Below are 13,438 nucleotides of genomic sequence, written 5' to 3' on the forward strand. Positions count from 1 at the left end.
AGGTTTCGCGGCGGAAGCACGCGGAACCCCGCCATTTCCACGCCATGTCATTACTCATCAACGTATCGACAGGGAGGCCCAGCCCCTATGGACACCGACCGTCGCCACGAAGCGCGCCATGCTCGACTTCCGCATATTCATTTCCCGCACATTCACTTCACCAGGAAGGAGCTTGAGGACCGCCCTTTGGCTGGAGAGCCGCACCCGGATCACCCGCTGCACTGGAAGCTTTACGCGTGCGAGGCGATCGCCACGGCTGTGCTGATGATTATCGGCGTGACGACCAACACGCTGCTGAGCGCGCCCTCATGGTCCGTCGGCGCGTGGCTCGGGCAGCGCCCCTTACTGCAAACTGCACTTTGCGGCCTGTGCTTCGGCGGGGCGGGAACTCTGGCCGCCATGACCCGCTTCGGAAAAGTCAGCGGCGCGCATCTCAGTCCCTCCGTATCGCTGGCGTTCTCTCTTGGCGGTCAGTTAAAGCCACTCGATCTGACCGGATATTGCTGCGCGCAAATTGTCGGCGCTGTCGCGGGGTGCGCGTGCGTGGCAGCTTCCGCAGTTTTGATACCGGGTTGGGGCAACTTTGTTCATGCCGGGCATTACGCGGCCACATTACCTAACCCAACGCTTGACCCGGGCTGGGTGGTGGCGACCGAAACCGTCGTCACGTTTGGCCTTATTCTGGCGATTTACTATGCTGCGGCGAAACCCCGTCTGCATTTCATCGCTCCATGGATCGGCGCGATCTATTTCTTCGCCATGAACCCGATCTTCGCCTGGATATCTGGAGACAGCACGAATTTCGCCAGATCTTTGGGGCCTGCGCTCTTTGATCGGAACTGGACGTCGCTCTGGATTTATCTGGCTGGCCCGCTTCTCGGCAGCGCGCTCGGGGTTGGGGCGATAAAATCCCGCATCTTTGGCCGTCTTCACGCGGTCGAGGCGCGGGTCGTGAATTTCGGCCACCACGGACGAGTGCCGCGTCTCGAAGCGCCCGAGGCGACGCCCCAGCCTGCGGCCGAGCATTTTCCGTCCAGCTAACGCCCCCTCTCGTTGCGTCAGTTTGCGGCGCCAATTCCTGACTTCTGGCTTGGCTGAAGTTTTCCCGATCAAACATCGGCTGACTGGCCACGGCTGCATACTCCCGACAACTCGGAGCATAGGCGCGGATCGGTGTCATATTGGGAGAGCCGGATAAACGGTCCAACGCACCGAGAATCGTCTGGCCGGGATGAAGGGCCATACACGTTCAAGCTTTATCGTGGCGCATCCGCGCGATTGCGGGCGAAATGCCTGCGCCCAGCGTCAGGCCCTCGATCAGTTGGGTAGAGACCAGTCCAGCCAGGCCAGCAAGGCAACGACGATCAACATCACCAGATGCATGTAGACCAGAGCGCGCACGCTGATGACCGGCGCGTCGTCTTTCGCCTTGCGCTTCGCCATGAACCCATCTCCGCTGATGCCTGAAATCGAACATGCGTCCATGAAGCCATGTGAACGGAGCAAGCTCGACAAACGATTAACCGAAGTTACGCTTTCGCATGAAGTCGTAACGCGCTCTAGTTTGCGCTGATATAGGGCAGATGATGGTAGGCGCGGTTAAAATAAACCAGTCCACCCACGTCTCCGCCCAGGCGGATCGCCTGTACTGCGCCGAAAATCACCGTATGCGTGCCGACCTCGACCATCTGCGTAATGCGGCAATCGAAACTGGCGACCGCCTCTTCCAACGTCGGCGCGCCGGTTTCCAACGTCGTCCAGTGGCCAAGAGCGAATCGCTCCGACATCTCCATCGGCGAGGCGAAATGGTTCGACAGGGCGTCCTGCCCCGCGGAAAGCACATTCACGCAGATGGCTCCCAACTCCGCAAAAGCCGGTCGGGCGCGTGTGGAGCGATTCAGACAAACCAGCAACGTGGGGGGCGTGTCCGTAACCGAACAGACTGCAGAGGCGGTGAAGCCAACCGGGGCGTCCAGACTCCCCGTGGTGACGATCGTGACCGCCGCGCCCAGACGCGACATGGCTTCACGGAATACTGCCGCATCTACGGACACCTGCGCGCTCCCTCCTGCACTGCCTCCGCCTGCGCGCGATTTTCACTGCGGTCTGGAGGCACAAGCACTCACCCGTAAGAGATTAGGCGACCTCCGACAACCATATATAAAAGTAAGGGCAAAACCGGCCCGGTCGGTTGAGAGAAAAAGCAGCGGCTCCACGATGAACCATTCCCCCTACCCGATACTCGTCGACCGGCGCGGTCATGTGGGCCGCATCACCCTTGATCGCCCCAAAAACCTGAACGCAGTTGATCCGACCATGGCGCGAGCAATCCTTGCCACGCTCGACACGTGGAGGGACGACCCCGGCGTCCAGATCGTCCTGATAGACAGCTCTTCGCCCCGCGCGTTCTGCGCTGGCGGCGATATCAAAAACATCAGGGCGATAATCGAGAGTGAAGGGCCACGTAAGGCACTGGCCGAGATGTCCGTGCCTTACGTGACCATGCTTGCGATCGCATCCTACCCCAAGCCGGTGGCGACGGTCATGGATGGGATCACGATGGGCGGCGGCGTAGGGCTTGGAGCGCACGCCCGGCACAGGATCGTCACCGAGCGTTCCGTGCTCGCGATGCCTGAGACGGCTATCGGCCTGACGCCTGACGCGGGGGGCTCCTGGTTGCTTGCTCGTGCGCCGGGCATGCACGGATTACGTCTCGCCTTGACCGGGGGCCGTATATCGGGCGCGCAGGCCGTGGCGCTTGGGTTCGCGGATCACGCCATCGCCTCCGACGCGCTTGCGGACCTTTTCGACACGTTGTCGACGGAGGCTCCGCAGAGCGTCGACAACCTGCTCTCGTCATTTGCTTCAGCCCCGGCCGCTCCTTCTCTATCGAACGTGATCAACGAGACCTACGACTTCCGCAATGTTTCGCCCTTTGAGGGCCTACCCCTGCTTATGGCGCGTCTCGAAACTCTCGCGAAGAACGAAGACGCGCATGACTGGGCTGCTGCCGATCTTGGAATCCTGCGTGGCGCCTGCCCGTTTTCGCTACACGTCACATGGCTGGCCTGGAACGCGCTGCAAGGCGGCGTGACGCGAGAAGAGGCCTTTGCGCAGGAAACGCGTCTGGTGGGACATCTGCTCAACCGCCCAGATTTTATGGAGGGCGTACGTGCGCGGCTCATCGACAAGGACAATGCGCCCGTCTGGAGTCCACGTTCAATCGGAGACGTGACGAGGCAGGCCGTGCTGAGTTGCTTCAATCCGGATGACGCACCGTAAGACTTCTCCCGAGCGATCTAAGAACGCGCGAGCGACGAACGCGAGACGACGCCCCATCAGGGGGGGCGCTCCAACAAAAAGGCCGCCATCGGAAGATGGCGGCCTTGCAGTCGCTCACACCAGGAACGAACGATCAGAAGTCGAGACCGACCTGAGCGAAAACATACCGACCGATGATGGCCGAGCTATAGATCGCATTGGCGGTATTGGTCGCCGCATCGAATACGAAGGGCGGTTTCTTGTCGAGAAGGTTGTTGACACCAACTTCAAAGTTCCATTTGTGCAGGCGGTAGTTGACCGTCACGTCATGTGTGAAGATGCCCGGCGTCTTCCACTGTCCCGCCGTCTGGCGGTTCAGATCGTTGGTTCCATCGTTCCACACCATGCCCCCGGTGTAGTGCAGCATGTAAGTGAATGTCAGGTTATCATGCGCCCAGGACGCCGTAGTGTAGTTCGTCACACGCGGAATGCCGTTCGTGCCGCCGACGCCCGACGATCCGGCAAAGAACAGCCGCCCTGCGTAATTGTACCACGGGCCGCCGGGCTCGTTCTGCTGAAGATAACTCACGATCTGCTGGAAGTTGTTTGACAGCGTCAGCACGTCGACCGGCGAAACGCGAACGTGGTAATCGAGATCAAAGTCGATGCCCGAAGTCTTCAGGCCGCCGAGATTCTCGTCCAACGTTGTGACATAATTAAGCTGCTGGTTGGAGTTTCTCGAAATCGCACTGCAATATTGCGTCGCTGTTCCCGTGTAGCATCCGTCAAGCGCGTACTGCGCGAGCACAGAGCTGATCTCGTTCTTGACGGTGTAGTGCCAGTATTCGACGGACGCCGTGAGGCCCGGAATCCAGCGCGGCGTGATGACCGTGCCGAACGTGTAGGTGCGGCCCATTTCCGGAGACAGTTTCGCGTTGCCGCCGCTGATCGCCGGCACCTGTCCCGGGTTAGCCACTTCAAAGGTCGCCGGGTTCGTAATGCCGTCTCTCTGGCAGCGGGCGATCACGTTCGCAGCAAGACCGGCGTAGGAAGACACCTGCGCGCAGGGATCGGTCGCAGCTGCGTAGCCGAGCGACTGGCCACCATACAGCTCATAAACATTCGGCTGTCTGTAGGAGGTTCCCAAAGTGCCGCGGAAGCGGATATCGCGGGTCGGGGCCCAGTCAATCCCGACTTTCCAGTTCTGCGTGTTGCCGAACGTGTTGTAGTGTGACCAACGGCCCTGAGCGTCGACCGTAAGGTCACGAGCGAGGAATGCATTGTGCAGCAGGTTCAATTTTGCTTCGCCATAGACCTCGGTAGCATTGAAGCCACCACCGGAATAGGCCTGCGTATTGCCGGTCGTGTCGCCGGACTGCGCGAGGATATCAGGCGTATAGCTCAGCTGTTCGCTACGATGCTCAAGACCAAACGCCAGACCGAGCTGTCCGCCGTTTTCATACGGCATCTTCACGACGCGATCATTGTTCACGCGAAGGTTGAAGTCGCGCAACATATACTGCGCAGTGTCATGTTGGGTGAACTTGCCGTAATTGGCGGCCTGCGCCGACATAGGCGCGAACGGATTCTGCAGCACGCATCCGCGCTGGGAGGTGCACACCGTCGGATCATAGGTCACTGCGCTGCCCGGGTCACCAGGATCCAGCTGACGAATACCGTACTCTTCCAGAATATGGCGATAATTTCCCATATTCTCTGTATCATAACTCGCACGACTGACGCCGTACGTCATCGACGCATCGTATTCCCAGTTAGCGACGATCTTGCCATGTGCGCCGCCCATAACCTGCAGGTTATCCACTGCAGTTTCGGAGCGACGTCCGCCAAAATCCGTATAACGCTTCTGCGTGACGACATCTTCGCCCCACGGATTATAGGGGGCGTTGCCAGGAAGGGTCAGCGGATTGGACAACGTGGACGGATAGATACTTCCTGCAACCGGCGATGCCGCCATCGACGTAGCGGCGGATTTGTGTGTGTACCGGACCTGAGCATACGGAATGAAATGGTCATTCACCCGATAATGCATGTCGCCGGATAGTGTCGAGCTTTGAAGGTAGTTCGAAAGACTTTGGTCGTTACCGTAATTATATCGATCTGCCGACGTGAAATTGTGGAAGCCTGAACCGTCGCTATTGGCTATCAAGCCAGCTCCCGGGCCGCTCAGAACACGCATGCCAGCAGAATAACCGGACCCGTAGATCGGGGGTACGCCCGGGTCGTTGGACGCCTGCACGGGATTCGCCCAGGAGCGATCCCGCTGCATGACAGGGCCCACAGTCATGTATTGGCCGCTGATCGTAATATTTCCGCGGTCATGATCAAAATTCCAGCCTTTGTAAGCCGCAATGAGACCAGTGCGCGAATCCCCCCGGTCGGTCAGGCCACCACGGATCGTAATATTGCCTGTATTCAGGTCGTGACGCAGCTTGATGTTGATGACGCCCGCAACAGCGTCCGCACCATATAGTTCCGAGCCACCGTCTTTAAGAATTTCAACGCTGGCGATCTGCTCGACCGGGATCATGTTCATGTCGACGCAGGCGGCGTTGGGATCCTGGGTCGTACGCTTGCCGTCCACCAGAACGAGCACACGAGTGCTGCCAAGGTTACGCAGATCCGTACACGACACTCCGCCGAAACCATTGGTTTGCGTGTTCGCCGCGCCGGAGTTGCCTATCGATGGCAAACGTTGAAGGTAATCGCCCAGAGTCACAGCGGACGTCTGTTGAATTTGCTTCGACGTGATGATCTGAACTGGGTTGGAATCGGTATTGTGCGCTGAGCGCAGAAGCGAGCCGGTCACAACAATCGCTTCGCTGCCGCCGTCCAACGAAGCTGTGGGGCGAGCGGCGGTTGCACGGTGCGCGCCCGCCACGGGAGTTAAGGCCGTCGGCGAAGACCCTGTTACAACGCGAGGGGTCTGTGTAACCGGAGTCGTTACAGAGTGGGCCTGAACATGCTTTGCTTTTTTTTGCGATGACTTGCTTTTCGTCGCAGCATCCGCCCAGCCACTCCCGACTACGGGCATAGAAACGAGAAGCGCCGCCCCAAAGAAAAGTGAAGTTTTTTTTGTTATTGTTTTGAAATTTTCCATACAGCACCGAGCTCAGGCGAGATGTGCGGACTTATCGTCCGGAATGCTCCATGCATGGCAAACATAGCGAATATGTTGCAATCGGGTAATTGACGTTCGATCGGCAGTTGTGTCGCTAAATCTCTCACTGTGATCATTTTGGCACATATTGTTACACCACGTGTCAAATTGCAGCGCGATCATGACGCTCAGCCACCCAGTCGCCATATCGCGTCGGGTAAACATGCCGGACCGCGCCATCCCGTCGCGGAGATCGAGTTTCGTAGAAGGTTTCCTACAATGCCCGTTTCGCCGACTTACCGACCGGCAACCGATCACCTCTCCCTCGGCGCCGAATTCTACGACCCCGTCCAGGCCGCGCACTTCCCGCTGCACATCCTGCGCTATCGCAACGAACGCGCCGCAGCGTCCATAGGCCTTGACGCCCTTACCGACCCGGAATGGGTCAGGCATTTCGGTCGTTTCGAGCCGTTGCCCGGTTCGCTGCCGCAACCACTTGCGCTGCGTTATCACGGTCACCAGTTCCGGCAGTACAACCCCGACCTCGGCGACGGGCGCGGCTTTCTGTTCGCGCAGCTACGAGACGATCAGGGACGCCTTCTCGACCTTGGGACGAAAGGCAGCGGCCGGACGCCGTGGTCGCGCGGCGGCGATGGGCGGCTGACCCTGAAAGGCGGCGTGCGCGAAATTCTCGCCGCTTCCATGCTCGGAGCTCTGGGCGTGGATACGTCACGCGCGTTCAGCCTGATCGAAACCGGCGAGGAGTTGACGCGGGGCGACGAACCGTCTCCCACGCGCTCCGCCGTGCTGGTGCGGTTGAGCCACTCCCACATCCGCATAGGCACCTTTCAGCGTCTGGCGGCGCATGAGGACGTGGAGTCCATTTCGGCACTGGTCGATTATGTGCTCACCACGTACTATCCAACCATCCCCGTAAACGACGGGGACAATCCTGCGCTCGTCATGTTCCGCGCCATCGGCGAACGTGTCGCGCGCGTCGGAGCGCAGTGGATGGCCGCCGGTTTCGTGCACGGCGTGCTGAACACGGATAACATCGCCATCACCGGCGAAAGTTTCGATTACGGCCCATGGCGTTTCCTGCCCCGTTACGATCCGAACTTCACCGCAGCGTACTTTGATCACGGCGGACTCTACAGCTATGGCCGACAACCGCAGGCGCTGATGTGGAATCTCGCGCGGCTGGCGGAATGCTTGCTGGCGCTAGCGCCGCATGAAGCGCTGAACGAAATTCTTTCCAGGTTCCCGGAAAATTACGAAGCCGAACTGGATCAGGCATGGCGAAGACGGCTCGGCGTGGCGTCGCTCGGCCCAGAAAGTGATCGAGATCTGAGGCTCGCCGTCACCGAATTCCTCGCGAACTCGTCAATTCCCTTCCATTTTCTGCCCTATGACTGGTATGGAGGTGAAGCGTCACGCCATCGGGCCGACGCCAGTGCGCGCACACATTATTATAATGAACCGTCGTTCATCCCTGTGCGTTCACTGCTGCAATCCCGCGCGCCCGCGGCCGGCGTCGATCTGGGTCATGCGTATTTTGGGGCCGATGCGCCCTGCGACCTGCTGATCGAGACGGTCGAATCCCTTTGGTCCCATGTGGCTGAAGGCGATGACTGGGAACCACTGCGCAACATGTGGCACCGTCTCGAGGCCATGGCCGACGCCCTCAAAGCCGGATCTTCCTCATGAGGTCGGCGCGCGCGGAAAACCGTAAGGAGACGCATTGTTGGAGACCACGTCCAATCCCGCAACGGCGATTTCGCCCGCCGTTACGAAGGCGGTAGACGCCGCAGAACTTTCGCCTAACGCCCGTTGGGTGCTTTGGATCGCAGCCACCGTGGCCGCCATTTGCGGCGGTCTCTATGGCTACGATACCGGCATCATCTCTGGCGCTCTGCTATTGATGACACACGATTTCAACCTCGGCACAGGCATGCAATCGGCGGTCGCTTCGGCAATTCTCGCAGGCGCCACTATCGGCGCGGTCGGCATGGGATGGTTTTCCGAACGCTTTGGCCGCCGGACCTCCGTCATTCTGGTGACCGCCGTTTTCGTTGTCGGCGCCATAGCCTGCTCAATGGCGCCCGACGCGATCTCGCTTATCGTGGCCCGCGTGTTTCTTGGCTTCGCCGTCGGCGGCGCCACGCAGGTCGTCCCGACCTACATTTCTGAACTCGCTCCGCCCGAACGACGCGGCAATCTGGTCACCATGTTCAACGTCGCGATCGGCATTGGCATTCTGCTGGCCAATATCGTCGGTTTCGCGATGCGCGACGCCTGGGGATGGCGGCCCATGATTTCGATCGCGGCCATCCCGGCTGCGTTCGTCTTCATTTGCATGTTTTTCATGCCAAAAAGCCCTCGCTGGACAGCGGAAAACGAGGGCGTGAAGTCCGCGGTGACTCAGCTGAGCCGTGTCCGCACATCCCGCAAGCAGATCCGGAAGGAACTGCACGAAATCCACCAAAACGCGTCGGCGATTGAAGAGGACGAGCGTGGGTGGCGCGGCCTGTCTCACGCATGGGTACGTCCCGCGCTGATCGCGGCGCTCGGCGTCGCTTTCTTCACGCAGGCTGGCGGCCTGGAGATGATGATCTATTACACGCCGACGTTTTTGTCTGACGCAGGCTTTGGTTCCTCCTCTGCGCTTCTGGCCAGCCTTGGCGTCTCGGTCGTTTACTGCGTCATGACCCTGCTTGGGTGCCTGTTCGTCGACAGGATCGGAAGGCGACGCCTGGTGCTGATTATGGGACCGGGCTCGGTGCTCAGCCTGATCGGGCTCGGGATCATGTTCGCCGTCCACCCGGACAAAGGCTCAGTCGGCAGCTACGCCACGGTCGCCTTTCTCCTGCTGTTCATGCTGTTCAACTCTGGCGGCATTCAGGTCGTCGGCTGGCTGCTCGGCGCAGAGATGTTTCCGTTGCCAATGCGCGGCGCCGCCACCAGCCTGCACGCGGCCGTTCTCTGGGGCAGCGATCTGCTGGTGACGTCGACAGCGCTGCTGCTCGTGCAGCTGGTTTCGCTCGGCGGCACGATGTGGGTGTACGCTGGCGTTAATCTCGCCTGCACAGCCTTCGTCTATTTCCTTGTCCCCGAAACGGCGGGAGCGTCGCTCGAGGATATCGAAGCATCGTTGCGACGCGGAACGTTTACGCCGCGGCGCGGACAGAGTCCGGTGATCGCGCATCAGTCCGAAGCGTCCGCCGCCTGAATGCCGCCCCCCGAACGATTTGGACGTTCGGGGGACAGGCAGCCCCACGAACCGCCGATCCGGTCACAAAATATTCGCGTTTGTGTCGATAATCGACCAGGAGCCAGCGTCCTGCCTTTCTGAAGGCGCCGGGATCGGGGTATGCTGGCGCTCGGCGCGTTATTTATGCGGCGCCGGTTCGCAACAGGTTCAGGATCGACCACTTGGCGCGTTTAAGCCGTCTCAATACGCCCAATCTTTCTTCTCCAGCCCTTCGTTCCGCGCTGCAACGCCGGAGCGAGGAAGCTGCTGGCGTTCTGCTTTGGCTCGTCGCCCTGGCCCTGTCCTGCGCCCTGTGGAGCTACGACCCGCTCGACCCCTCGCCAGATGTTTCGACGACGCGCGTCGCGAGCAATCTTCTTGGCTGGCCGGGTTCCTACCTCTCCGACAGCCTGATCCAGGGTGTCGGCCTGGGCTCGTCGATGCTCGTTATCGGGCTCGTCGCCTGGGGATGGCGCCTGCTTCGACATCGCGGACTGAGCGTGTTTCCGGTGCGCGCAGCGGCGCTGTTGTGCTTGCCATGCGTCGTTGGAGCGCTCCTTGCCGCCGGACCGATGCTGATAACCGTCATCCATGCACCCGAATGGCCTTCTGACGCGGGGGTTGGCGGCGGCGTAGGCGCAACAATCGCCAGCAACGCGATAGCCGCCGGAACCTCCGCCATAGGCCCGGCGGGCGGCGTACTCATGTGGATTTTGGGCGGACTGCTCGCTCTCCTGCTCGCCGCTCTGGCGTTCGGGCTGGATCGACGCGAATGGTCGGCTCTGGGCCGGTTTACCGGCCGAAGCACCCTATGGCTCACTTCTCGGCCAGTCATTCTGGCGCGGCGTTATGTCGCCATGCAGCGTCGGCAGGATCAGCCCGCCAACCAAGGGACAGCGTACGCCCATGCTGGCGGCGCGACACCGTCCTATACTGGTCGCCCAATGCCGGAGACCAATTGGACTCCCCCCAGCGACGCCCGCCGCGCCGCCGTGCGTCGCAATGAGGCTCCAGCGTCATCCTCTCGTCCCGAACCCGCAGTAGCGGCTGCTGGCGCCAAGACCGCCCAGATCAACGACGAGCCCTTGCGGCTGGCCGCCCCGCAACTTGGCAGCATTACGGCGCCGTCGCCTGCGGCTTACCCGGCGGCGCGAGGGAGCGGCAGGCTGGTCGGCGTCAAGGGAGAGGAAGATGCTCCGGCGATCGCACTTCCCGGCCCGACCACGGCAGAGCCTCGGCCACAGCCGATCCATCGCGCCACTGAACCGGCCCCACACACCGCACCGGAGCCCGAAGCCTTCGACGACGAGCAACCGTACTCACCGCCTGCGCCTCAGCCGCCTCCACAGGATTACGCCCGACGAGAGCCCACACAGGCTGAGCAGCCTACGCCCGTCGCGCCTCAAGAGGCGCCCCGCAAGCCTCTGTTGACGCGCCTGTTCGGCGGGCGCGACGCCGAGGCCGGGCATGGCGACAAGGGACGCGCGCGTGATGCGACGAACCAGCCCGGCGCAGGATGGACCCTCCCTCCCGTGTCGCTGCTTCGTTCCCCGCCGCTGTCGCGCGCCGACTCAGCGCCATCCCGCGAGGCACTGGACGCAAATGCGCGCCTTCTGGAAAACGTGCTGTCAGATTTTGGCGTGCAGGGCCGGATCGTCGACATTCACCCGGGTCCGGTCGTGACGCTGTATGAACTGGAGCCTGCACCGGGCATTCGCGCGGCTCGCGTGATCGGACTTGCCGACGACGTGGCGCGGTCGCTTTCAGTGCTGAGCGTTCGCATCGCGACGGTGCCGGGCCGCAACGTCATCGGCATCGAAGTGCCCAACGCGCTCCGTGAAACGGTCTACCTGACCGAATTGTTCGATCGGCCGGAATGGAAAAACCCAACAGGGCGACTGGAACTGGCTCTGGGCAAAGATATCGCTGGCGCAGCCGTATTCAGCGATCTCGCCAAGATGCCGCATCTGCTGGTCGCGGGCACCACTGGCTCGGGCAAATCCGTCGGGATCAACTCGATGATCTTGTCGTTGCTGTTCCGTCTTTCCCCGGACGAATGCCGCCTGATCATGATCGATCCAAAGGTGCTCGAATTGTCGATTTATGACGGCATTCCGCATCTCCTGACGCCCGTGGTCACGGAACCCAACAAGGCGGTCACTGCTCTGAAGTGGGTCGTAAGGGAAATGGACCGGCGCTATCGGGCAATGGCGCATCTGCAGGTTCGTAACATCGCCGGATATAACGAACGCGCGGCGCAGGTCCGTGATCGCGGCGAGGAAGTCACCCGCCGCGTCCAGACAGGCTACGACCCCGAGACCGGCAATCCGATCTTCGAGGAACAGTCGCTCACGCTCGACCCCCTGCCCTTCATCGTCGTGATCATCGACGAAATGGCGGATCTGATGATGACGGCTGGCAAGGAAATCGACTCTGCCGTGCAACGGCTTGCGCAGAAAGCGCGCGCCGCAGGCATCCACGTCATCATGGCGACGCAGCGCCCGTCGGTCGACGTCATCACTGGCACCATCAAGGCGAACTTCCCGACGCGAATTTCCTTCCAGGTGATCAGCAAATTCGACAGCCGCACCATCCTGGGCGAACAGGGCGCGGAGCAGTTGCTCGGACAGGGCGACATGCTGTTCATGCAAGGCGGCGGAAGGATCACCCGCGTTCATGGTCCGTTCGTCGCGGATTCTGAAGTCGAAGCCGTGGTCTCGTTTCTCCGCGAACAGGGCGAGCCGATCTACAACGAAGACGTCATTTCGGAACGGGAGGAAGAAACCGGCGCCGCGGCGTTCGAAGGCGGAGGGGGCGGCGGCGATGGCGACGGAGGCCTCTATGACAAGGCCGTGGCCGTGGTCATTCGTGAGGGCAAGGCCTCTACATCCTTCGTGCAACGGCATCTTTCCATCGGTTATAACCGCGCCGCGAAGCTGATTGAGCAGATGGAAAAGAACAATATCGTCAGCGCGGCCGACCATGTGGGACGCCGTAAGGTTTTGATTGGACGCGGCGCCGATGACTGACATGCGGCGTAGTAAAGCAAAGCCCGGGAGCAGGCCGGCCGGGCAGCGTAAAGTTCCTGTGCAGCGCCATGGTGAGCGACAGGAAACCGCCCCCACGCCCGCCTTTGCGGACCTGCCCCGGCCATACGAGACGCTCTATGAAAGCCCGCGCCTGCTGGTGATCAACAAACCGGCGGGTTTGGCGTCGCATGCCGGCCCGAGCGCCACGGCCTGCGTCGAAGACTGGTTTCCGCTGATGAGCCGCCGACGAGACGGTCCCTGGCTGGCGCATCGTCTGGACACGGACACCGCTGGATGCCTCGTGATCGCGCTGCGCAAACAGGGACTTATCGACACACAGGCGTTCTTCGCGGCGGGTCGCGTACGCAAGACCTATTGGGCTGTGGTGAAGGGCACGCCCGATGCCGCTGCGGGTGAAATTGACCTGCCCCTGCTGCGCGTAACCACGCCCGGCGGATGGAAAGTCATTGCAGACAAGAAAGGCAAGCCCGCCAGAACGACATGGCGCCGCCTTTTTTCCAGTGGAGGACTTTCGCTTCTCGAGTTGACGCTACGCACGGGACGCACGCATCAGGCGCGCGTGCACTGCGCGACTCTAGGGACCCCCATCGTCGGGGACAGCGTCTACGGCGCGCCTGACGGCCAGAAACTGCATCTGCTCAGCCGGGAACTGCATCTTCCCTTTACGCCACCGATCGACGCCATAGCCCCGCCGCCGCCGCATATGCTCGCCACGCTCAATCGGATCGGCTGGCAGGGCTGACGGACCGACTGCCCGCA

Annotated in this window: 9 protein-coding genes; 6 read left to right on the forward strand and 3 right to left on the reverse strand. The window is 61.2% G+C overall.

The annotated features are described in order from the left end of the window. The first annotated feature begins 87 nt into the window (after window positions 1-87). Window positions 88-1,041: an MIP/aquaporin family protein gene (locus tag G442_RS20410; protein ID WP_084440287.1), complete on the forward strand. Its 954-nt coding sequence runs from the start codon at window positions 88-90 to the stop codon at window positions 1,039-1,041. A 276-nt stretch (window positions 1,042-1,317) separates the two neighbouring features. On the opposite strand, the gene G442_RS26415 is transcribed toward G442_RS20410, so the two are convergent. Next, on the reverse strand, window positions 1,318-1,443 hold the full coding sequence (locus G442_RS26415; RefSeq protein ID WP_264801481.1) for a hypothetical protein: 126 nt from the start codon (window positions 1,441-1,443) through the stop codon (window positions 1,318-1,320). A gap of 116 nt (window positions 1,444-1,559) precedes the next feature. Continuing rightward, window positions 1,560-2,021 carry a flavin reductase gene (locus G442_RS0101720; protein WP_084440320.1) on the reverse strand — a complete coding sequence of 154 codons (462 nt, stop codon included), beginning with the start codon at window positions 2,019-2,021 and terminating at the stop codon, window positions 1,560-1,562. 196 nt (window positions 2,022-2,217) lie between these two features. Between G442_RS0101720 and G442_RS0101725 the strand changes: the two genes are divergently transcribed. Further along, window positions 2,218-3,282, forward strand: a complete 1,065-nt coding sequence (locus tag G442_RS0101725) for an enoyl-CoA hydratase/isomerase family protein (protein WP_026396595.1) — start codon at window positions 2,218-2,220, stop codon at window positions 3,280-3,282. A gap of 133 nt (window positions 3,283-3,415) precedes the next feature. Here G442_RS0101725 and G442_RS0101730 read toward each other — a convergent pair whose 3' ends face one another. Beyond that, window positions 3,416-6,313, reverse strand: coding sequence for a TonB-dependent receptor plug domain-containing protein (locus tag G442_RS0101730; protein ID WP_371863388.1), 2,898 nt, complete (start codon window positions 6,311-6,313; stop codon window positions 3,416-3,418). A 345-nt stretch (window positions 6,314-6,658) separates the two neighbouring features. On the opposite strand from G442_RS0101730, the gene G442_RS0101735 reads away from it, so the two are divergent. The 4 genes from G442_RS0101735 (at window position 6,659) to G442_RS0101750 (ending at window position 13,421) form a co-directional block, all read left to right on the forward strand. Beyond that, complete coding sequence (locus G442_RS0101735; RefSeq protein WP_026396597.1) at window positions 6,659-8,086, forward strand: protein adenylyltransferase SelO; 1,428 nt, start codon at window positions 6,659-6,661, stop codon at window positions 8,084-8,086. 67 nt (window positions 8,087-8,153) lie between these two features. Beyond that, window positions 8,154-9,608 (forward strand): sugar porter family MFS transporter, encoded by a 1,455-nt coding sequence (locus tag G442_RS0101740; protein WP_026396598.1) that lies wholly within the window; start codon window positions 8,154-8,156, stop codon window positions 9,606-9,608. A 203-nt stretch (window positions 9,609-9,811) separates the two neighbouring features. Next, complete coding sequence (locus G442_RS0101745) at window positions 9,812-12,658, forward strand: FtsK/SpoIIIE family DNA translocase (RefSeq protein WP_026396599.1); 2,847 nt, start codon at window positions 9,812-9,814, stop codon at window positions 12,656-12,658. Then, window positions 12,651-13,421, forward strand: coding sequence for an RluA family pseudouridine synthase (locus tag G442_RS0101750; RefSeq protein ID WP_246789290.1), 771 nt, complete (start codon window positions 12,651-12,653; stop codon window positions 13,419-13,421). Before G442_RS0101745 ends, G442_RS0101750 begins: the two co-directional genes overlap by 8 nt. Window positions 13,422-13,438: the final 17 nt, after the last annotated feature.

The organism is Acetobacter nitrogenifigens DSM 23921 = NBRC 105050, assembly GCF_000429165.1.
In the GTDB taxonomy this organism is placed as follows: domain Bacteria; phylum Pseudomonadota; class Alphaproteobacteria; order Acetobacterales; family Acetobacteraceae; genus Acetobacter; species Acetobacter nitrogenifigens.

What these genes read in the sequence shown, in the direction of transcription:
- G442_RS20410 (WP_084440287.1), top strand. Translation starts at nt 88, where the DNA reads ATGGACACCGACCGTCGCCACGAAGCGCGCCATGCTCGACTTCCGCAT.
- G442_RS26415 (WP_264801481.1), bottom strand. Translation starts at nt 1,443, where the DNA reads ATGGCGAAGCGCAAGGCGAAAGACGACGCGCCGGTCATCAGCGTGCGC.
- G442_RS0101720 (WP_084440320.1), bottom strand. Translation starts at nt 2,021, where the DNA reads ATGTCGCGTCTGGGCGCGGCGGTCACGATCGTCACCACGGGGAGTCTG.
- G442_RS0101725 (WP_026396595.1), top strand. Translation starts at nt 2,218, where the DNA reads ATGAACCATTCCCCCTACCCGATACTCGTCGACCGGCGCGGTCATGTG.
- G442_RS0101730 (WP_371863388.1), bottom strand. Translation starts at nt 6,313, where the DNA reads ATGCCCGTAGTCGGGAGTGGCTGGGCGGATGCTGCGACGAAAAGCAAG.
- G442_RS0101735 (WP_026396597.1), top strand. Translation starts at nt 6,659, where the DNA reads ATGCCCGTTTCGCCGACTTACCGACCGGCAACCGATCACCTCTCCCTC.
- G442_RS0101750 (WP_246789290.1), top strand. Translation starts at nt 12,651, where the DNA reads ATGACTGACATGCGGCGTAGTAAAGCAAAGCCCGGGAGCAGGCCGGCC.